Annotated in this window: 21 protein-coding genes; 8 read left to right on the top strand and 13 right to left on the bottom strand. The window is 39.5% G+C overall.

The window, feature by feature from the left end:
* Nucleotides 1-6: 6 nt before the first annotated feature.
* The 4 genes from VCM39_RS08020 to VCM39_RS08005 all read right to left on the bottom strand — a co-directional run bounded on the left by VCM39_RS08020 (nucleotide 7) and on the right by VCM39_RS08005 (nucleotide 4,147).
* A complete protein-coding gene (locus tag VCM39_RS08020; protein ID WP_322933416.1) occupies nucleotides 7-1,473 on the bottom strand; it encodes a hypothetical protein in 1,467 nt (488 codons plus the stop codon).
* 418 nt (nucleotides 1,474-1,891) lie between these two features.
* Entirely contained in the window at nucleotides 1,892-2,959 is a 1,068-nt protein-coding gene (locus tag VCM39_RS08015; RefSeq protein WP_322933417.1) for an acyltransferase family protein, read from the bottom strand.
* Between the two features lie 80 nt (nucleotides 2,960-3,039).
* Nucleotides 3,040-3,522: a UpxZ family transcription anti-terminator antagonist gene (locus VCM39_RS08010; protein ID WP_322933418.1), complete on the bottom strand. Its 483-nt coding sequence runs from the start codon at nucleotides 3,520-3,522 to the stop codon at nucleotides 3,040-3,042.
* Between the two features lie 67 nt (nucleotides 3,523-3,589).
* The gene (locus VCM39_RS08005) at nucleotides 3,590-4,147 is read right to left on the bottom strand and encodes a UpxY family transcription antiterminator (RefSeq protein WP_322933419.1); all 558 of its coding nucleotides are present in this window, start codon (nucleotides 4,145-4,147) and stop codon (nucleotides 3,590-3,592) included.
* 1,155 nt (nucleotides 4,148-5,302) lie between these two features.
* Here VCM39_RS08005 and VCM39_RS08000 point away from each other — a divergent pair.
* Complete coding sequence (locus VCM39_RS08000) at nucleotides 5,303-5,650, top strand: SH3 beta-barrel fold-containing protein (protein ID WP_322933420.1); 348 nt, start codon at nucleotides 5,303-5,305, stop codon at nucleotides 5,648-5,650.
* Nucleotides 5,651-5,766: 116 nt separating this feature from the next.
* A complete protein-coding gene (locus tag VCM39_RS07995) occupies nucleotides 5,767-6,591 on the top strand; it encodes a DUF4373 domain-containing protein (protein ID WP_322933421.1) in 825 nt (274 codons plus the stop codon).
* 149 nt (nucleotides 6,592-6,740) lie between these two features.
* On the opposite strand, the gene VCM39_RS07990 is transcribed toward VCM39_RS07995, so the two are convergent.
* The 6 genes from VCM39_RS07990 to pstC all read right to left on the bottom strand — a co-directional run bounded on the left by VCM39_RS07990 (nucleotide 6,741) and on the right by pstC (nucleotide 12,177).
* Entirely contained in the window at nucleotides 6,741-7,280 is a 540-nt protein-coding gene (locus VCM39_RS07990; RefSeq protein ID WP_122200587.1) for a nitroreductase family protein, read from the bottom strand.
* Nucleotides 7,281-7,311: 31 nt separating this feature from the next.
* Nucleotides 7,312-7,911 (bottom strand): riboflavin synthase, encoded by a 600-nt coding sequence (locus VCM39_RS07985; RefSeq protein ID WP_002561562.1) that lies wholly within the window; start codon nucleotides 7,909-7,911, stop codon nucleotides 7,312-7,314.
* Nucleotides 7,912-8,333: 422 nt separating this feature from the next.
* Nucleotides 8,334-9,026, bottom strand: a complete 693-nt coding sequence (phoU, locus tag VCM39_RS07980) for a phosphate signaling complex protein PhoU (RefSeq protein ID WP_322933423.1) — start codon at nucleotides 9,024-9,026, stop codon at nucleotides 8,334-8,336.
* Nucleotides 9,027-9,174: 148 nt separating this feature from the next.
* A complete protein-coding gene (gene pstB / locus VCM39_RS07975) occupies nucleotides 9,175-9,930 on the bottom strand; it encodes a phosphate ABC transporter ATP-binding protein PstB (RefSeq protein WP_221651312.1) in 756 nt (251 codons plus the stop codon).
* A gap of 173 nt (nucleotides 9,931-10,103) precedes the next feature.
* A complete protein-coding gene (pstA, locus tag VCM39_RS07970; protein ID WP_322933424.1) occupies nucleotides 10,104-10,979 on the bottom strand; it encodes a phosphate ABC transporter permease PstA in 876 nt (291 codons plus the stop codon).
* A gap of 1 nt (nucleotide 10,980) precedes the next feature.
* Nucleotides 10,981-12,177, bottom strand: a complete 1,197-nt coding sequence (gene pstC / locus VCM39_RS07965) for a phosphate ABC transporter permease subunit PstC (protein WP_322933425.1) — start codon at nucleotides 12,175-12,177, stop codon at nucleotides 10,981-10,983.
* Between the two features lie 186 nt (nucleotides 12,178-12,363).
* Here pstC and VCM39_RS07960 point away from each other — a divergent pair, with 186 nt between their 5' ends.
* From VCM39_RS07960 to VCM39_RS07945, 4 genes are all read left to right on the top strand, one after another.
* Nucleotides 12,364-13,176: a PstS family phosphate ABC transporter substrate-binding protein gene (locus VCM39_RS07960; RefSeq protein ID WP_322933426.1), complete on the top strand. Its 813-nt coding sequence runs from the start codon at nucleotides 12,364-12,366 to the stop codon at nucleotides 13,174-13,176.
* A 59-nt stretch (nucleotides 13,177-13,235) separates the two neighbouring features.
* Nucleotides 13,236-14,975: a glutamine--tRNA ligase/YqeY domain fusion protein gene (locus tag VCM39_RS07955; protein ID WP_002561556.1), complete on the top strand. Its 1,740-nt coding sequence runs from the start codon at nucleotides 13,236-13,238 to the stop codon at nucleotides 14,973-14,975.
* 103 nt (nucleotides 14,976-15,078) lie between these two features.
* Complete coding sequence (locus VCM39_RS07950) at nucleotides 15,079-16,530, top strand: tetratricopeptide repeat protein (RefSeq protein WP_322933427.1); 1,452 nt, start codon at nucleotides 15,079-15,081, stop codon at nucleotides 16,528-16,530.
* A gap of 133 nt (nucleotides 16,531-16,663) precedes the next feature.
* Nucleotides 16,664-17,302, top strand: a complete 639-nt coding sequence (locus VCM39_RS07945) for a DedA family protein (protein ID WP_221651308.1) — start codon at nucleotides 16,664-16,666, stop codon at nucleotides 17,300-17,302.
* A 132-nt stretch (nucleotides 17,303-17,434) separates the two neighbouring features.
* Here VCM39_RS07945 and VCM39_RS07940 read toward each other — a convergent pair whose 3' ends face one another.
* Complete coding sequence (locus tag VCM39_RS07940; protein WP_221651307.1) at nucleotides 17,435-18,319, bottom strand: DUF3078 domain-containing protein; 885 nt, start codon at nucleotides 18,317-18,319, stop codon at nucleotides 17,435-17,437.
* A gap of 153 nt (nucleotides 18,320-18,472) precedes the next feature.
* On the bottom strand, nucleotides 18,473-18,976 hold the full coding sequence (gene tpx, locus VCM39_RS07935; protein ID WP_002561552.1) for a thiol peroxidase: 504 nt from the start codon (nucleotides 18,974-18,976) through the stop codon (nucleotides 18,473-18,475).
* A gap of 248 nt (nucleotides 18,977-19,224) precedes the next feature.
* Between tpx and VCM39_RS07930 the strand changes: the two genes are divergently transcribed.
* On the top strand, nucleotides 19,225-19,791 hold the full coding sequence (locus VCM39_RS07930; RefSeq protein ID WP_221651306.1) for an HdeD family acid-resistance protein: 567 nt from the start codon (nucleotides 19,225-19,227) through the stop codon (nucleotides 19,789-19,791).
* Between the two features lie 100 nt (nucleotides 19,792-19,891).
* Here the strand turns inward: VCM39_RS07930 and VCM39_RS07925 are convergent, their stop codons facing one another.
* Nucleotides 19,892-20,500 (bottom strand): master DNA invertase Mpi family serine-type recombinase, encoded by a 609-nt coding sequence (locus tag VCM39_RS07925; RefSeq protein ID WP_221651305.1) that lies wholly within the window; start codon nucleotides 20,498-20,500, stop codon nucleotides 19,892-19,894.
* Between the two features lie 250 nt (nucleotides 20,501-20,750).
* Here VCM39_RS07925 and VCM39_RS07920 point away from each other — a divergent pair, with 250 nt between their 5' ends.
* Entirely contained in the window at nucleotides 20,751-21,692 is a 942-nt protein-coding gene (locus VCM39_RS07920) for a tyrosine-type recombinase/integrase (protein ID WP_221651304.1), read from the top strand.
* Nucleotides 21,693-22,022 lie beyond the last annotated feature (330 nt).

Here is a 22,022-nt window from a genome sequence, read left to right as displayed (position 1 = left end):
TTATTTCTATAATACTTGATTTTTATTTGTAAATTTTGATTTTATAAATGTAACAATATAATTCCTTTGACTATATGTAATTCCAAAGATCCAGATAGTAACGACAACCGATGAAACAATCAAAAAGATAAGTAATATAGTGTATGGTAATGTATCAGGTAGTAATCTGCTCAATCCGAATGCAATAAGTAAAGATATGGAAATCACCTTAGCTATAGGCAGGATGACATTCCGAAGATATTTATAACCTGAGAAATGAATATATCGATTAATAATAGTCAGTACTACTAATATATAACAACACCTTATACTAAACAAAATGACAAAAACAATCACAGGAGAACAGCCCCATCTCAAAGCTACATATGAAAGTGGAAATACCATAAGAGACACACAGCTTTCATAAGGAACGTATCGTTTCAAATCTCCTATCGCAAGTGCAATAGTCCAAACCGGATTATTAAACACAGTTATTAACGAATAGCCTAAAATCCATACAGTAAAGACATTAGCATATTCAGGTACTTCTGTCAGCCACAGATGAAAAATGGTGTCTATAGAAAAGAAAATAGGAAGACATAACATCCAAAGCAGCATGAATGAGAATTTAGAACTATTAAAAAAGAGTTTAATCAAATATTCGCGTTCTCCACTGGCATATGACTTAAAAATCTGAGGACGAACAGAAGTAAAGAAATTGATCGCAAAACTATTGACAGCACTACTTACCTGATAAGACACTGCACGAGCCGCATTCACTGCAGGACCAAAGAAGATATTCAACAGAATATTGATACCTGAATCATTCACTGCATATACAGTTGTTGAAACTATATTCCAACCTACTATAGAAGACGTTTTCGTCAACAAGACTCTGTCCCAAATAAACCTAATCTGACATTCCTCATAATGCTTCAATCCATAATAAGCATAATAACCTTGAACAGCCAACGTTGTAATCAGCAGCAACAATCCGTAAACAATTAATCGGTCAAAAGGTGATACGCTTATCAAAAAAGCAACTGCCAACTTAGCCACTCCCTCAAATATCCCTATATAAGAGTAGATGCGCATATTTTCGTGAACAACAATCTCGGAATTGAATACAATGCCAATCAACGTAATACATAAAGAAAGTACTGTGAATTGATATACACATACAGCCGCCACAACCCTATCAGGAGGAATAACAAGCTTATTCCATACAAACCAAAGCCCTATAGTCTCAGCAGCCACAATAACAACTATTGCTATAATACAATAGAATAAAAAATACTGACTGAATACATTTTTTGCACCATTCAAATTATTCTGCCCTAACTCAATATTTAAGAATCGCTGAGTAGCATTAGATAACGATGAACTAAAGAAAGTGAACATCGCAGCTAAACCACCTACCACATTGAATATACCAAAGTCTTCAACACCCAATTTGTCCAAGACCACTCTTGAAGTATATAATGAAATAAACATCAGAAACAACATTCTGACGTACAAGAACAGTGTATTCTTAGCTATACGCTTGTTATTAGAAGAAAGATTTGACACAAAAGTAAAATCTGAATGTAAATACTCTTTTCATATATAGCCACCTTTTGCTTTACAAAGTAAAAAGGTCGAGAACGATTCACTCACTTTTAGCTTTGGCTTACAGCAATATAAAATATTTCAGAGGAATATACAATCACAAAATCATCATTAGTAAACATAAATAATATGTTCGTCCAAATGAAAGTAGCATGTTGCGAGGCCTCAGCAGCAATGTAGCTTTTATCATTTAAGCAAATAGTATGCAGACAATTTCTACTCGTCAATATATTCCCACGGATAAGGATTAGCTCCCAGACTCTCCAAATAGTCGAAAACTTCCCGGCCCTACCAGATTCAATCCTCAACGTCCTCCCGTCATGATAATTAGAGAACGAGGAAACCATCTCCTCAATAAATAGTAAATACCCAAACTAACAAGAATAATAAACACAGTACTTGAAAAGTATATACCTAAAAGTATCCCATTATTTAGATAAGGGGAGTATTTGATACAAAACTTCATAATAAGCGCTAATGGCATACCATGAAAAGCATATACAAAGAATGTACCACCAACAAGGAAGGTGTTTACTGACCACTTACCTCGTTCCAAAAAGTAAGCAGATAAGGAAATAGTCAAAACAATACCGAAAAGGATACTTAATGAACAAATAAAGCTTACCCAAGACTGCTCCTTGAAACAGACACAAAAAAACGCTAATAAAGCATAGATCACTACTGAAGAAAAAAGATAAGGTTTCAATAATGCAATAAAGTTGCAACGCCATACACTTAAATAAGCTCCCAAAGAGAAAAAGAAAAAAGCTGTTATACTAAATCCGGTAAAAGAGAACCACCAGTCAAAATACCACAAAAGTCCTAATACAAAAACAGCTGATAAACGAAGATACTTTACTGCTACAAAAACCAATGGGGAGAATAATACCACAACCATCAAATCGCGCAAAAACCAGAATTGATAACAAATAATATTACTCCAAAAAGCCGCTAACCAATCAGAAAACGAATAATCACGTATCAACTTAGTAGCACCAGAAGTGAAGCCGGAAAGGAATGTTTGTGCCAGAAAAAATAATAAAAGAACCAACAGATTCCAAAACAGATATGGAATAAGAATCGAATGTACACGCTTTTTAAGTTTACGTCCATAAACCGATAATGAAAATCCTTTGGATTTATAAAAGAACAAAAAGCCTGAGATAAAAAAGAACAGTGGTACAGCTATACGAGCAATCACATCAGAAAAAAGAAAAGAGACCGTATCATATATGGGAAAAACATTCCCTTGAAAAATATCAATTCCATTCATTGTCATCTTAGTAATATGTGCGTGAATCAACACAACTCCTATAATCAATGGAAAACGAAGAAAGTTGATAGTTTTCGACTGAAGTTCATCATTGGTCATTATTCAATAGAGTTTCGTTATAAAAAATATAATAAGTACATAATAGTTCTATGACTCAAAAAATATACAACAGCAAAGTATTACTCTATCTCTTCCCAATTCGGATACGGATTAGCCTCCAGACTCTCCAGATAGTCGAAAACCTCCCGTTCTGCCAAAGTCAGATCACAACCTTCCCAACCATTGATTATTTCATGGGCTTCTTTGGCTAACTCGTCATCAAAAGTCTCTGCGTAGCAAGCTACTAAAAGCTGACACTTCAATAGTGAGACGGGAAGTTGATCGAGCACCTTCCAGCTACGGTCGAGAAGTGCCTGGATCTTTTTGTTTTTATTGCCATTGTCATAAATGGTGGCATGAAAACCACTCAGCAGGACATAACAAAGCCAGGCCTCTTCTTCAGCACCGGAACTGCGACGGATATAGAGATCTTCGGACTGACGGTATACCGCAGCATTGAGTTCACAGAAACGGTCGGAATAGAGGGGATTACCATCGAAACCTAAGTTGAGAAGCTCGTGCGTAATATGGCACAGGGCATTGATTTGGGATTGTAGAAACATGGAGAGATTTACAATTTGACGATTTACAATTTACGATTGAAAAATGATGTAGAATCAATTTAACAAATTACGATTTAAGAGAATCAGAGTCGGGAATGCGTTCGATTAGGGAGGGATGGATATAGGCGGTAGCTACTGCCATGACTCCCTGAATACAAACCGACACGCGGCGATCTCCCTTGACACGAATGATAACTCCTTCCACACCCTCGAAGATACCACCGGTGACACGAACACGATCGCCTTTCTGTAAGGCGGTGGCGATGGGATCGAGGTAGACAATCTGCTCTTCGTAATTGCCCGAAACGGCAATGAAGCTACGCATCTGGGAATCCGGGATGGTAATCGGACGACGAAGCTCCTGATTGAAGATGTAACGGACAGCCAAAGAGAGGGCGATGGACTGACGGATACGTTCGATACATTCCAAAGAGGAACGGACGAAGATAAGGTTATGTACCACAGGGACCAATTTACGTACTTTACGCTCCCCTTTCCGGATATACTCGTAGTGCATCGGGATGAAGTTCTCAATCTTTTCGGCATCTAAAATCTCTTTTAGGAGAAGCTCACGGCTGTAAGTGACGCGAAGCGGATACCAGTGTATGTCAGTGGATTTGTTCACAATTGGATATTCTTTAGGGACACCGGGGTAGTGAAAACTCCTTCCGGTTAAGCGTGTATAAGTAGAGATTATCAATGAGTTATACACTTGCCCTCAATAGTGGCCCTATCACAGGGAACGAACATAAAGAGGGGATTTATGAGGTGTGCAAGGACTTGTTTTTATTGAAAACAAAGCGGGATGCACAACTTATTATAAACGAGCCGACTGAAAGCAATAAGTGTTTCAATAGACGTTCGTTTAATTGAACACTTTTTTTACACATCATATAAAAAGGGATTTTCATAAAAGCATACAGATAAAAGAGTAATTTATTTAATATCGTATATTACTAATAATCAGATCATTGAGGGTAATTCAACAAATATAATATCATTTTTTTTATTAAACATTTTGCCAGTATAAAAATACCTCATATCTTTGCGTTCAATTAAACGAACGTTTATTGAAACACTTTTATATTCGATAGATATTTTATTGATTTACAACATAATATATACATAAAACAAGCATTTTCCTTCATTTTACCCCATAAATAATCCATACTAAATGAATTAATTAGCTACTTTCGCGATTTTAAACATTTTTATCATTAACAAAATTAAAATCGCAAATTATGAACCAAAAACTACAACAGAAAGAGGATAGTAAAAGAGTAAAAAAAACGAGAACAAAAAGTCTTTACTAACTAATAAACAGGAAACTCAATCAAAGAAAGGAAGAAAAAAGGAGAAACCAATGTGCGGTATTATTTCCTGTCACGAAGAATATATCAGAGACATGATATTGTTGTGCAAAAAAGGAGCAATGGGAGAAGATTTAAAGACATGTCAAGCCAGTTTAGCACGATTTATTTTTGAAAGAAGTACACTCATTCATATAGTCAACGGGGAATACAAACAACTAAAATACAGCACTATAAAAACCTACATATCCCAAATATGGAATGAAGAGGAATAACACTAATCCGGTTATGAGGAGATAGGGAAATTACAGGACACCTATTTTGTAAATTCATTTTAGAATAATAAGCATATATTCGCAGCAGATTGAAGCGAAAGATGTAGGAGTGCCGCTTTCTCAGGATGCGGCACTTTCTTTGTATACAGCATCAACCTGAAAAAAATAATTATTCATCATTTTAAATTTAATAGTATGAAAAAGCTGAAGAGGCAGGTGTCACAGAGTGAAGCAATGAAAACAAGATGGAAAAGACGGATCGTAATGGAAAAAAGTTACCCGGAGAGCACCGCACAATGGATGGCAGAACGACTGGAAAGATTGTTGGACCACATGCTGTACGGACATGCCATGATTGCCTATTACAAGCAGAACGGAGATTTCAAGTTTGTGAAAGGGACACTGGTCTATTACGAAGCAGAGTTTCACAAAGCATACGATCCCGCAAAGATTGATGGCGCCATCGTTTACTGGGATGTAGAGCAACAGGGATGGAGGACATTTCTGGTGGAGAACTTTATGGAATGGAGACCTATTCAGTAGTTAGTAGCCAGTAGTCAGTAGCCAGAATCTATGCAGCGTATCAGAGGTATGCCAAAAGAATTCCGGCTACTTACTATCAACTACTTGCTACTAACTACTTACTACTCAAAAAAATTATGGCTACAGAATACTATGGAATAAACTACTTCCCGCTACTGACGGGATTTTTTCACTGCGATACGATAGAACTGATTACGGCGATACATGGAGTGAAAGGGCCGCATGCGGTGATCATGTTACTGTGCAAGATATATACTGACGGGTATTACATTCATTGGGGAGAGGACCAATGTATGATTTTTGCAAGGAAGTTAGGACCGGAATACGATAAAAAGACAGTGGAAGAGATCGTAAACCTACTCATTGAAAAAGAATTTTTCGATAAAGAAAGCTATGAAAAACACGGAGTACTGACTTCTGTGGAGATACAAAAGGTATGGTTGGAGGCTACAAGCCGGAGAAAGAAGGACTTAACCAAACTGCCCTACATGCTGACAGAGGGTGCGAACTCAAAAAATGTATGCAAAACAGGTAGTTCAACTACAGAAAATGCAGACAAGTTACCGACTCAAATGGAGTTGAGCCTGGAAAATGCAGACAATTTCAGACAAAGTAAAGTAAAGCAAAGTAAAGCAGAGAAGAGTAAAGAACTTCCCCCCTCTAATCCCCCCACCGGGGAGAAGGAAGAAGAGGAAGATATTTCTTTGCTTCCTCCCCCACCCGAATACGCACTCAATGAGAAAACACACAATTACAGCGGGCTACTGGAGAGCCTGAGGCTGCACAATGTGAAGGACAAAGCCGAGATTAAGGCGATACTGAGATTGTCGGACTATGGCAGGAAGGGGACGGAAATATGGAGAATACTGGCAAAAACAAACTGGGGCAGGATTGAGGCACCGGGAAAATATATCCTAAAAATACTCAGGACTTCACAGTAAAAAACAGGTTTAAAAACCTGGAAATCAAGCAATAAAAAAGTACGTACTTTTGGGATACCAAAGTACGTACTTAACACACTATTAATATGCATTTTAAGTCACCGTTAAAATACTAAGTTTGTATGCGGGAAATGAAGGACTCTGCTATTTCACTTATAGCCATTGTAAGATATCACTTTTTCTTTCACCTTACGAATCTTCTTACGTTTCTCTTTCAATGGATAGCCGACAATAATATCCAGCAACAGTCGTTTAGAAGCAGGAATACCCGTCAGTTGTTTAATTTCCTTTTCATCGAACCAACCAAGGATACACGAACCCAAGCCTTCACTTTCGGCAGCAAGAACAATATGGGCAGCTGCAATGCCTACATCAATCAGGGGGAAATGCTTGTCTTTCACTTTACCTCCCAAAAGAGAAGTAATATTGGCAGACTCCTCCACTACCAGGATATGTACAGGTGCATCCTTCGCAAACTTATTCATGCCAAGTCCGGCAGCAGCCTTCCCTACTTTGCGGGAAAGTTCTCTGTCCGTAACCACCACAAACTTCCACGGCTGTGCATTGCAAGCTGAAGGTGCCAAACGAGCAGCTTCCAGTATCCGTTCCAGCTTTTCCGGTTCAACAGAGCGTTCCTTATCATAAGCACGATCACTTTGCCGTGACATAACTAATTGCAGAAAATCCATAAAAGAGTTATAGGGTTATAAAGTTATAAGGTTATAACACTATCATTCGGCTGATATACTTGCCGATGATATCGAATTCAATGTTTACCACACTACCGATCACAAAAGTATGGAAGTTGGTATGTTCATAAGTATAAGGTATAATGGCTACCTGGAAGGTATCATCCGTAGGGTTACATACAGTGAGGCTGACGCCGTTCACCGTTACCGAACCTTTGTCTACAGTGATATATCCACGCTTTGCCATCTCTGTATCAAATGCATATTTGAATGTGAAATACCAGCTTCCGTCTGCATCTTTGATATCCACACAAGTAGCAGTCTGATCAACGTGTCCTTGCACGATATGTCCGTCCAGACGTCCGTTCATCATCATGCTACGTTCCACGTTCACCTTATCCCCTATTTTAAGCAAGCCAAGGTTGGAGCGGTCAAGCGTCTCCTTCATGGCAGTCACAGTATAGGTATCATCGGTCATGCTAACAACTGTCAGACATACACCGTTGTGTGCAATACTCTGGTCTATTTTCAACTCATTTACAAACGAACACTTAAAAGTAAAGTGTATATTTTCCTGGTCTTTTACCAGTGCTACGAGAGTAGCATATTCTTCTACTATTCCGGAAAACATAAAGATATTTACTATTTATGATTTAACTATTTACGATTTACGGTTGGAGATACCCTCTCCGATCATGGGGTCAAAGATACAAAATTGAAACTGATTAGAATAAAGGAAACAAATAATCTGTGTTAATTGTTAATAGGACATAGGTATAAAAAAATGGGGCTTTTCACAAAGCTCCATTTCTCAGTTTTCAATAGGTATTAGTTTTTTTTTAAGGTAAAAAGATTGTTTTCAGGATAACGGTGCAAATATAGGCGCTTTTCTCGTTATGAACCAAATATTAAAACATGTCTTATAACATCTTTTTGAATTTTCTTTGGATTTATTATCATTTCAAGATAGCCGCCTCACTACCTACCCGTTACAGCAGACAAATATAGAACTTTTTTTTAAGTACTACTAATTTTTGTATAAAAAGTTGCATATTATGACTTTTCCGGATAGTGTTCATCCGTTTTTCCGCTATGTTTTAACACTTTTGCATCAATAAAGAACACTATCTCTTCGGCAATATTAGTGATATGGTCACCTGAACGCTCTAACTTACGAAACACACTTACGAGATTCAGGCAGGAAAGTACATTTTCAGGATGTTCTTTTATATAACCGGCAAGAACCGTAGTGGCTTCAGCATTGATTTCATCTAGCAGATTGTCTTTGGAAAAAACGGCGGTAGCCAGTTCAATACTCTCTTCATTCAAAGCGCGTTTTGCCAGTTCAAGCATAGAGAGCACTTCTCCCAACATCTCTTCCAGACGAAGACGTTTCAACAATTCGGCATCCAAAACAGGCTCCTCACACTTCAGCACAAAACGGGCAATCCCTTCGGCAAAGTCACCCAGACGTTCCAGATTGGTATTAATCTTAAGCATGGCAAGCACAAAACGCAAATCGATAGCCACAGGATTATACAAAGCAATCACATCCTCCACATCACTGTCTATTTTCAGTTCGGAAGCATTCACTCTCCGTTCACGAACAATCACTTGCCGGGCAAGTTCTTTATCAAGTGTCAATACGGCCTCTCCAGCTCTATCCAACTGGTTATAAACTAATGTCCACATCTCATCAACTTCTTTGTGCAGCAGGATGAGCTCCGATTCTATAAACTTCACCATAATATAATAATTTAATAATGTGCTAATTTGAAAAATGTGCCAATATGCCAATTAACCGTAATACAACAACATGCCGCATGGCAATTGGCACATTGGCATATTGACACATTGGCACATTATTCAATTGGCACATTGAATAATTATTTTTTTATCCGAATCTTCCGGTTATGTAGTTCTGCGTTGCTTCTTTCTCCGGATTCGTAAAGATTTTCTTTGTATTGTCATATTCTACCATCTCTCCCAGATAGAAGAAGGCCGTTTTATCACTAACGCGAGCAGCCTGCTGCATATTGTGTGTTACTATGACAATCGTATATTGCTTCTTCAACTCATGAATCAATTCTTCTACCTTTGCCGTAGAAATAGGATCGAGGGCGGAAGCAGGTTCATCCATCAGCAATACAGAAGGAGATACGGCCATAGCGCGTGCGATGCAAAGACGCTGTTGCTGCCCGCCCGAAAGAGCATAAGCAGACTCTTTGAGCTTGTCTTTGACTTCGTCCCAAAGTGCTGCTCCTTTCAATGTCTCTTCCACACGCTGACGAATAAAAGCATTGTCTTTAACTCCATTCACCCGTAAACCATACGCCACATTTTCAAAAATGCTTTTAGGAAACGGATTGGGACGCTGGAAAACCATTCCTACATTTTTACGGAGTTCATCGACCTGTACGCCTTTATCATAAATATTCTCACCATCGATTCGAATCTCTCCTGTCAGGCGAGTGTCAGGAATCAAATCGTTCATACGGTTAAATAAACGAAGAAAGGTAGACTTACCACAGCCTGAAGGACCAATAAACGCTACTACCGTTTTTTCTTCGATCTCCATACCGATACCCTTCAATGCATGAAAGTTACCATACCAGAAATTCACATCACGAGCACTTACCATTGTTTCCATATTCTTTATTTACGATTTGACGATTTACAATTTACGATTTACGATTTACGATTGAAATTACTTCTATTTATGATTTTACAAAATGCGATGCAACTTGATTCAATATGCGATGCAACTTGAAACGAATTGCAACATCAATCGTAAATCGTAAATTGTCTAATCGTAAATCTTACTTAGTTTGTTTTTACTTTTTTCTCAAAATACTTTCTCAAGGCATTCGCCAACAAGTTTACCAACAGAATAATCAGGATCAACACCAGGGCAGTGCCATAAGCCAACGGCAATTGAGCTTCCATATTCGTACCGCTGGTGGAAATCACATAAAGGTGATAAGGTAATGCCATACACTGATCAAAAATACTGGTAGGCAACTGCGGCAGGAAATAGGCTGCACAAGTGAAAAGAATGGGAGCCGTCTCACCGGAAACACGTCCTAAGGCCAGGATCAGTCCGGTAATGATATTGGGCATACCCATCGGTAAAATCACATGCCAGATCGTTTGCAACTTGGTTGCTCCCAACGCTCTGCTACCTTCGCGCAAGCTATCAGGAATTGCCTTCAACGCTTCTTCTGTGGTACGAATCACCAAAGGAACACAAAGCAACCCCAACGTTAGCGAACCGGCCAGAATGCTGTCACCGAACCCAAGATAATTGACAAACAGAGCCATACCGAACAATCCGAAAACAATGGATGGAATGCCACTCAGGTTGTTTGTCATCACTCGAATAAAGCGAACCAGCTTTCCTTTGGGAGCATACTCATTCATATAGATACCGCTCATCACTCCTACCGGAAAGGCAAAAAGTGCACTTCCTATCATCAGGTAGAACGTACCTACAATAGCGGGCCAGATGCCTCCTCCCGTCATACCATCGGTAGGCGCAGAAGTAATAAAATCCCAATTTATAGCTCCTATACCTTTATATATAATAAACCCCAATATGGCAAACAAGATCAGTACGATACACAAGCTTAACGCCCGGAAGATTCCGAAAGCAATGCCTTGTGAACGACGTTTCGCCTTATTATTACTTGCTATTTCCATTTTATTTGCTTCGTTTTACGCCTTTAGACGAGATGTACTCTACGCTAAAGTTTATAATTAATGTGATAAAAAACAATACTACACCTAACAGGAACAGCGCCTGATAATGAGGCCCACCGGCAGGTGCTTCGCCCAGTTCGGCAGCAATAGTGGCCGGGATGGTACGCAACGGTTCAAGGATTGTAGTAGGAATTACCGCTGCATTTCCGGTTACCATGAGTACAGCCATCGTTTCACCAATAGCACGACCGATACCAAGCACAACTCCTGAAGTGATTCCGGAGATGGAAAAAGGAATAACTACCTTATATATAGTCTGCCATTGTGAGGCTCCCAACGCTAAACTGGCTTCACGCATGGCACGCGGACAATTGCGCATTGCATCTTCCGTCACAGTAATAATGGTAGGCAGTGCCATGATGGCCAATACGATACTTCCTGCCAGCCCGCTCTCTCCTACCGGCAAATCGAATACTTTTTGTATAAGTGGTACAATCACTATCAACCCGAAAAAGCCATAGACTACCGACGGGATTCCACTCAATAATTCGATGATAGGCTTCAGCCAGCCACGTACTTTCGGATTGGCTACTTCGGACATATAAATAGATACGGAAAGCCCGAACGGCAAAGCGATAAGTATAGCGAAAAGGCTTACCCAAAGGGTACCGGTAATAAGAGGCAGAAAGCCAAACAACGGAGCGGGAGTAGCCGTCGGGAACCATTCGGCACCGGCAAATACATCTTTTACGGAAATGGTATTATCCTTGATAAAATGTACCTTATCAGGTGTTGTAATAAACTGTTGCGGGACGAAAGCAACAATCCCCGGAGTCTTCTCAATCAGTTCCATAATACGTGCCCCGGCATACTGATAAGCATCTCCCAACTCTTCTTCCGTATAATATTGTGTGATATCTTCTAAACGAAAAACCCGGATAGGGAGATTCTCCCCACCGAGCTCTTTCCAATTCGTTATCTCTTCGTCAAAAACATCTTTTATCTGAGCCGGGCTTAGCTGGCTGACCTTGTTATCTTTATTTAAAGCTAATACATATCCTTCTTCTATTACTCTGCTGCTGAATAACCCAAAAGCTTCAGTAAACAGGAATAGTACGATAAGCAGGATGGTTATACTTGTAACAAAGCCACTACAAGTAAGCATTCCCTCTACAATCTTTTCGAAAATCTTCTTCATACCTATTGTTTGATTTCTGAATGCAAAGGAAAGAGTATCATGTTAAGGAGGTGTGAATTCCGCTTGAAGGAAGTGTTTCAAAAGTGTTACATTTGTGTTACAAGAGAAAACATTGTAGACTTTATAACAAGAATGTAACATCTTCTTTTTTAATTTGCGAGTGAAATACCAATTATAAATGAATTTATGAATGCAAAAAGCATATTATTTCTGAGTCTGATTCTTATAACCACAGGCATTCAGGCTCAACGGATCAAAGGTAGTGACACGGTACTTCCAGTTGCCCAGCAAACAGCCGAACGCTTTATGAATAGAAACGCAGATAGCCGTGTCACCGTTACAGGTGGTGGAACCGGAGTAGGTATCTCCGCCTTAATGGATAATACCACTGACATTGCTATGGCTTCCCGCCCTATCAAGTTTAGTGAAAAGATGAAGGCCAAGGCTGCTCAAAAAAATATAGAGGAGGTTATCGTTGCATATGATGCCCTTGCCGTAGTAGTACACCCTACAAACCCGGTGAAGCAACTTACCCGTCAACAGTTGGAGGATATCTTCCGGGGTAAAATCACTAACTGGAAACAAGTGGGTGGCGAAGACCGTAAGATCGTTGTATACTCCCGGGAAACCTCTTCAGGAACCTACGAATTCTTTAAAGAAAGTGTACTTAAAAATAAGAATTACATGTCCAGTAGCCTCTCTATGCCTGCCACCGGTGCTATCATACAATCGGTGAGCCAGACAAAGGGAGCTATCGGCTATGTCGGGTTGGCCTATGTATCACCACGTATCAAAACGTTGTCAGTATCTTATGACAACAAGCATTATGCCCAGCCCAATGTAGAAAATGCAACTCGTAAAATTTATCCCATCGTACGTCCTCTTTATTATTACTACAATACAGAGAACAAAGAAGCGGTAACGCCTCTTATTGACTTCATTCTTTCTCAGGAAGGGCAGGATATTATAAAAAAGAGTGGATATATTCCGGTGAAATAAGGTTATGCAAAAAAAATGTCATACTTTTGTAGCTCATAACTCGTAACTCATTAAACGCTATGACAGATATTAGAAACGAAGAGGTGACAAGCGAAAAAAAAAGCCTCAACTTTATTGAGCAAATTGTAGAAAATGATTTAAAAGAGGGCAAAAACGGAGGAAAGGTACAGACGCGTTTTCCGCCTGAACCCAATGGTTATCTTCACATAGGTCATGCCAAAGCTATTTGCCTCGATTTCGGCCTCGCGGCCCGTCATGGCGGTGTATGTAATCTTCGTTTTGATGACACCAATCCAACCAAAGAAGATGTGGAGTATGTAGAAGCTATCGAAGAAGATATCAAATGGCTCGGCTTTGAGTGGGGAAATGTATATTATGCTTCGGATTACTTCCAGCAACTTTGGGACTTTGCCGTGCGTCTTATCAAAGAAGGTAAAGCCTACATTGACGAACAGACTTCCGAACAGATTGCCGCACAAAAAGGTACTCCGACTCAACCGGGAACTGAAAGCCCTTATCGTAACCGCCCCATTGAGGAGAATCTTGCCTTATTTGAAAAAATGAATAGTGGCGAAATAGAAGAAGGTGCTATGGTACTCCGTGCTAAAATAGACATGGCGAATCCTAACATGCATTTTCGCGACCCGATTATCTACCGTGTAGTGAAACATCCGCATCACCGTACAGGTACTACCTGGAAAGCCTATCCGATGTATGACTTTGCGCACGGACAAAGTGACTTCTTTGAAGGAGTGACTCATTCACTCTGTACATTGGAATTCGTCGTACACCGTCCGTTATACGATCTTTTTATCGACTGGTTGAAAGAAGGGAATGACTTGAATGACAATCGTCCCCGTCAGTATGAATTCAATAAGCTGAACCTCAGCTATACGCTGATGAGTAAACGCAATCTGCTAACACTCGTAAAAGAAGGTCTGGTAAATGGCTGGGATGATCCACGCATGCCGACTATCTGCGGTTTCCGTCGTCGTGGCTATTCACCTGAGTCTATCCGTAAGTTCGTTGACAAAATTGGCTACACTACTTATGATGCTCTCAATGAATTTGCTTTGCTGGAAAGTGCTGTACGTGAAGACCTCAACGCCCGTGCTACCCGTGTTTCTGCGGTATTGAATCCGGTGAAACTGATTATTACCAACTATCCCGAAGGAGAAGTAGAAGAACTGGATGCAATTAACAATCCGGAAGATCCAGAAGCAGGAAGCCATACAATCGAGTTCAGCCGCGAACTGTGGATTGAACGTGAAGACTTTATGGAAGATGCTCCGAAAAAATATTTCCGCATGACTCCGGGACAGGAAGTACGTCTCAAAAATGCATATATCGTAAAGTGTACCGGCTGTAAGAAGGATGAAAACGGTAATATTACTGAAGTATATTGCGAATATGATCCACATACAAAAAGTGGTATGCCCGATGCTAACCGTAAAGTGAAAGGTACTTTGCACTGGTTGAGTTGTGCACACTGCCTATCTGCAGAAGTACGCCTCTATGACCGTCTTTGGAAAGTAGAGAACCCGCGTGACGAACTGGCTGCCATCCGTGAAGCTAAAAACTGCGAAGCATTGGAGGCCATGAAAGAGATTATCAATCCTGACTCTTTACAAATACTCAATAATTGCTATGTGGAAAAGTATGTAGCAACATTGCCTACACTCTCGTACCTGCAATTCCAGCGCATAGGCTACTTCAATATAGACAAAGAGTCGGCTCCCGACAAACTTATATTCAACCGCACCGTGGGGTTGAAAGATACATTCAAAATTAAAAATTAAAAGTTGGAAATAAAAAGCGGACTGCACATACACAAAAGTACAGTCCGTTTCTTTCTCCCTCAATTTCGTTTTTAATTTTTAATTCTCATTTTTAATTAATCAAATGGCTAGAAAAAATCCATCTACGGATAAAGAACAAGAATTGAACGAACTCATTGCAAGTTACGAAACAGCAAAAGCAGAGAATAGGCAACTTTATCTGGACGGTGACCAACTTGCAGATATCGCAGACAAATATGCCACAGACCGTCGTTTTGAGGAAGCACAAGAAGTAATCAGCTACGGTCTTGAACTTCATCCGGGGCACACAGACCTCTTGGTAGAGCAGGCTTATCTATATCTGGATACGATGCAACTTCAAAAAGCCATAACCGTGGTTGACAGTATCGCAGAAGGTTACGATCCGGAAGTCAAACTGCTAAAAGCCGAAATCCTGTTGAACGAAGGTAAGTTGGACGAAGCAGAAACCCTGCTCAACTCTATTGAAGAAGAAAAATCACTGGAAACGATCATTGATGTAGCGTATCTTTATATGGATATGGGCTATCCGGAGAAAGCATTGCCATGGCTCACTCTCGGACTGGAAGAATATAAGGAGAACGAAGAATTCCTTGCAGCCATCGCCGATTGCTATCGTAGCGGAGAGCATAACACAAAGGCAATATGTTTCTACAACAAGCTGATTGATAAGAATCCGTACAATCCCTCTTACTGGACCGGACTTGCCAAATGCCATTTCAGCCAGCAGGAGTTTGACAAGGCTATTGAAGCCTGCGACTTTGCCCTTGCGGCCGATGATAATTTCGGAGAGGCACACATCATAAGAGCACACAGCCTCTTCCATTTAGAGAATGAAACTGAAGCTATCCAGGAATATCAACTGGCTCTACAGAACAAAAGCCTACCTCCCGACTTTGCTCATATGTTTATCGGGCTGGCATATGCCAATCAGGAAAAATGGGAACTGGCTTACAGAAGTTATGAACTTGCAATGGAAATTATCGGAGACGATAACTCTCCCATCCTTTCGGATATATACAGCAATGAAATTTTCTGTCTTTCCAAGTTAGGCAAATATGAAGAAGCACATCAACTCTGCGAAAAGGCCAAAAAACAGATACCTGAGAGTGTGGAAATTTATCTGCAGGAAGGACGCCTCTATCTGGAAGAGGATAAGTTTGAGGAAGCTAAAAAGTGCTGGGCTGTAGCGTTGCAATATGCACCCGAAGCCGAAACATTAGTGCAGATAGGCAACTATAGCCTGGACTATGGCATGGTAGAAAATGCCCGCCTTTGTTTTGAAGAAGCCAAGAAACAAGATCCTGATTATCCGGGGATCAATGGTCGTCTGGCTTCTATCTGCATGATTCTTAGGGATCACAAAGGATTCCAAAAATACAATCAAATGTCAGAAACTCCGCTAAGCATAGAAACGATTCAGGAAATGTTGTCACAAAATACCGACAAAGATATCTTGCAGAATCTGGAAACATTCATGAATGAACTCGACGATGTAAATAACGGAGAGACTGAGAAAGATAAAGAAGATAACTAAAATTAGAAGTTAGTAGATAATAGCTGGTAACTGGAATCCATTTGGCATAAGAGTTATCACATGCATAGATTCTATCTACTGACTACTAAATCAAAATACTTAAATTATAAATTAGCATTCAGAATTTAAACAAATGGAATCTGTAGCCTTCATTCAATGGTGTCTCGATCACCTTAACTACTGGACTATTACCCTGTTAATGACCATCGAGAGTTCGTTTATACCCTTTCCGTCCGAGGTAGTTATACCTCCTGCCGCCTACAAAGCAGCTGTAAATGATGAAATGAATGTATATCTGGTAGTATTGTTTGCCACAATTGGAGCAAACCTCGGAGCAATCATCAATTATTATCTAGCTTACTGGCTGGGACGCCCTATCATTTATAAGTTTGCCAACAGTCGTTTTGGCCACATGTGCCTCATCGACGAAGCTAAAGTACAACATGCAGAAGAATACTTCGATAAGCACGGTGCATTGTCTACTTTTGTAGGGCGTCTGATCCCTGCTGTACGTCAGTTAATCTCTATCCCTGCCGGTCTTGCCCGTATGAAGCTTTCCACCTTCCTGTTATACACTACTCTTGGAGCCGGTTTATGGAATGGTATACTGGCAGCTATCGGATACCATCTGGCTTCCGTTCCGGGTATCGAGAGCGAAGAACAATTGTTGGCACGTGTTGGTGAATACAGTCACGAACTGGGTTACTTCTTTATCGCTGTAGGGGTATTTATTGTAGGTTTCCTGGTTTACAAAGCACTGAAGAAGAAATAAGGACTTCGTATTGTTTTGAGTTTATTTCACCACAGAGGACACAGAATCACACAGAGTTTTAATTATTTAAAATCAATTAGATAATTATTCAGTATCTCTGTGTCCTCCGTGTCCTCTGTGGTGAAATAAAACTCAGAAATTAATTTGCAATCCTACTCCCAATATTTCCTTAAACTGCACCCGTGGTCCTTTTGTTCCGTCTTTCTGGGCTATTTTCACATCGTCATCATACATCAGATTGGTAGTTAATGTAGTTGAGAACCATTTATTAATTGCCATATTTATCTGTACCTCCCAATTCACATCCACATTCTGCGGTTTATCCAAATAATCAGAATAGAGATCCAGACGGGAATAAACTGTCATATTCTTCATAAACTCATATCGCACCTCTCCTTTCAGATTTGCTCCGAAGCTCGATAATAAATGCTTGCCCGGATCTACACCGTAAGCTCCTTCGTCAGATAAACGATCATTGAGCACGAACGTACCACGCCAGGAAGCCGGAGACAGTACTACCGTAAAAATCTTATTGGGTTCGTAAGTAAAACCGAGTCCGGTGGTCAGATAGGCAGGAGACATGAACTCCGAAACAGAGATATCTTTATTTACCTTATAATCATATCCGGGAGAGAATTGCGTCTGAAAAGTAGTAAAAGCACTGGCATACCAGCTCTTCGCTATAGAATATCCGTAATTAGAATTCAGGTAGATCTTATCATTCGCTTTCCTTACACCGTCTTCGCCCGTTTTATTTAATCCATAGGCCAATTCGAGACGATTGTTCCAAAGATGTTTTCCTTTTTTATAATTGGCCTGATAAGCACCCTGTAAATCAAAGGCAACAGAGTTGTCACCACCGGCAGCCCAGTTTGTTAAACTTACCTGGGTCAATTTCACCCCGGCATATCCTTCCCTTGTCCAGGGGGAAGCTTCTTTTGCCGGTTCCGTTTGAGCCGACAACACTCCTACGCCCATAAATAAAAAGGCGATAGGCACTAATTGCATTCTGTTCATTCTGTTTAGGTTTTATTTATTTCTGAAAAAAACACAACCTAACAAGAACTGAAGAGATGGCGATATTACCATATCTATAAACCAGTCCCTATTAGGTCAAAATCTTTAATACCTGTGCCTTTAAAAGGCACAGGCCTCTCTCTCTTTAATAATTTATTCTTTCACAGCAGCCAGTGCTTTATCATAATCAGGTTCTTGCGTAACTTCCGGTACCAACTCTGTATAAGCAATCTTACCATCTTTACCAATCACTACCACCGAACGTGCTAACAAGCCGGCAAGCGGACCATCTGCCATACGCACACCATAACTCTCATCAAAATCCGAATAACGGAAATCCGACAATGGAATTACGTTTTCAATACCTTCAGTAGTACAGAAACGCGCATGAGCAAAAGGAAGATCTTTGGAGATAGCCAATACGATTGTATCTTTCAAACCAGCTGCCATTTTATTAAATTTACGTACAGAGGTTGCACAAACACTTGTATCAAGACTTGGAAAAATATTAAGAATTACATTTTTCCCTTTGAGATCTTTCAGAGAAAAAGAAGATAAATCTGTTTTTACAAGTTCAAAATCAGGAGCTACTTTTCCTACCTGTATAAATTCACCGATCAGCTTTACCGGTTGTCCTTTGAAATTTGTTGTTGCCATAAGATATATTATTATTAGTTATTTAGTATTTTAAAAAAGAGTCTTAAGTTTCGCTCCTTTGTGTATACAACAATTAAAGTTTGCAATAGGTTCACAAAGAAATAACAGAATCATACATCAAGCCTCATATGATATATTATCCAGCATACAACCGATTTGTATATCAAGTCGCCATGCCAAACCTTTTTTCCCTCTATTTGTTACTCCCCTAACAAACTTATAGTATCAATTAATAAAATCACATTCGTATGAAAACAGTATTTGATGAGATTCAACATTCAGTGAAAAATTGGTGGATGTCTCTTATTTTAGGTATTTTGTATATCGGCGTAGCGTTATGCCTTATGTTTGCTCCGTTAAGTAGTTATGTAGCTCTAAGCATTATCTTCAGTATCTCCATGTTAGTCAGTGGTATTCTGGAAATTCTTTTTGCTATAAGCAATAAACATGTGTCAAGCTGGGGCTGGTACCTCGCCGGAGGTATTATTGACCTTATTATCGGTATTTATCTTGTGGTTTATCCAATGGTAAGCATGGAAGTTATACCTTTCTTGATTGCTTTCTGGCTCATGTTCCGGGGATTCTCTGCCACAGGCTACTCCATGGATCTGAAACGTTATGGAACCCGCGACTGGGGCTGGTATATGGCATTCGGAATTCTGGCTATTTTATGCTCTCTGCTCATTCTGTGGCAACCGGCAATAGGTGCATTATATGCCGTGTATATGATTTCGTTCACCTTCCTCATCATCGGTCTTTTCAGGTTCATGCTTGCGTTTGAGCTTAAGAACCTTCATAAAAGAGTGAACAACTAAAACCTTATAGAACAAATTGTTAAATTCAAAATTTGTGAATTGAGATTTATCATGCGATGTCAAGCACATCCAAATTCTCAATTCACATTTTTTAAGTTCATCAGGTATTTGCCGTCATTCCTTCTGCTTTGAGAAACCGGAACATGGTCGTTCTGGACACTCCAAACTCACGTGCCAGTTTCGCATGTTTAGCACCACCTCGTGCTTGTTTTAAAATATATTTTCTGTTATCATGCAATAATTGCAATTTAGGATTATCTCCTTTTCTCCTCCCTAATGCAACTCCTTCCTGCTTGCGTCTTGCCAAGGCCTCTTTTGTACGCATGGAAATAAGATTACGTTCTATTTCTGCCATTAAGCCGAATGCAAACCCTAACACTTTACTGTTTATATCATTCTGAAAGACATATCCCTCTTTAGTACTATACAGTACTACCTGCTTCTTAATGCATGAATTTAAAATAGTCATAATCTCCAATAGGGTCCTGCTTAATCTTGAAATCTCTGTAACAATCAGCGTGTCTCCCGGCTTCATCTGTCGCAATAGCGGTGCCAGTTTTCGCTCTTTCGTACTTACACTCCCACTCACCGTCTCGGTGTACCATTTATCAATAGCCAACCCATTCTTCTCTGCGAATCTTAAAATCTCTTCTTTCTGATTGGCTAAAAACTGCTTTTCTGTACTTACTCTCAAATAAGCTATTACCATAATTTTCTCGATTAAAATGATTAATACACCGCGAAAAAACAGTAAATATTATAATATATCATCTTCGTTAGAGATTCTTTTATTTCTCTATTTTCCAGGTATTCAAAATAAAATCATAGCAAAAAATATGCAAATCGCTCTTTTTTTTACCATATCTTTATCCTATCTTTACCAACTCATTATCTAAACAACCAAAATCATTTCGATCTTATTCTTTGTTTATTGAACAAACCTAAAAGGAAGCATAGAAATGGAAATACAAATCTTCACAAAATCATTGATTGAAAAAGCAAAACTGTCTGGAAGGTATAGTACCGCAGATAGTTATCTAAGTACGCTGCACAGTTTACAATTGTTTACAGGTACTCCATCTACTCGTTTTGACGAGATTACTCCTCAACTTATTAAAGGGTTTGAGCAGCATCTCTTTCTGAAGGGGTTGTATGAAAACACGATCTCTTTGTACATGCGCATGTTGCGCTCTATCTTTAACCAGGCAGTGGCTGCCGGAGTAGCTACAATAAACACCAAAGACATCTTTGAGAATGTATTTGTAGGCTGCGACACGACCGCCAAAAGGGCTATCAAACCGATCATAATCAACCAATTACGGGAAGCAGATTTTAGTCGGTACCCGCAATTGGAATTTAGTCGTGATCTGTTTCTGCTAAGTTTCTACTTACAGGGAATCCCATTCGTAGACCTGGCTTATCTGCGTAAAAGTAATGTCAATGGAAACATACTGGTTTACCGCCGCCATAAAACCCGGCAACAGCTGTATATTACCGTTGAAAACTGCGCGCACAAGATCATTAAACGCTATGCACGTGAATGCAAAAACTCGGCTTACTTGCTACCGATACTAAATGCTGTAGGAGAACAAGGATACAAGCAATACAAAAGCGCATTGCGGCTGTATAACAAGCATTTGCATCAGATATCGGAAATGATACAGATAACGCCACACCTCACTTCATACGTAGCAAGGCACACCTGGGCAAGTACAGCAAGGGAAAAAGGAATTCCTGTCTCGATCATTAGTACAGGAATGGGACATTCATCGGAAAAAGTAACATATGTATATCTGGAATCGCTGGATAACAAAACGATGAGTGAAGCAAACAAAAAAATTATCTCAGCAGTGACTTCTAAGAAAAAAATGATACTCAAAAAGAGTTCCCTTACTTATTAGGTAAGGGAACGACTATTATTTTTTCTTGTCGCTGCAAAATTAGGGATAAAATTTCTATCTAACACAATAAAGCTTGATATTTTTTTCAAAAAAAACCAATTTAACATAATAAATACACCAGTTTAAACCTATTGTTCAATAAACGAAGATTTGATATGAAAATTCTGTTTGATGTAATTACAAATGTTACATCAAACAGAATTCAATAAAACAGACAGTTTTTCCTTTCTAAACCGCCTTTTTCGTTAGACTATATTAACACTAAAACGACTTTCTTTGAACTTTTTGATATTTGAGATTCCCTTACCTAATAAGTAATGGAACAAATAT

This window comes from Bacteroides mucinivorans (genome assembly GCF_034654355.2).
Classification (GTDB): domain Bacteria; phylum Bacteroidota; class Bacteroidia; order Bacteroidales; family Bacteroidaceae; genus Bacteroides; species Bacteroides nordii.
Note: the sequence above shows the minus strand (reverse complement) of the source record. Positions and strands in the feature narration are given on the sequence as shown.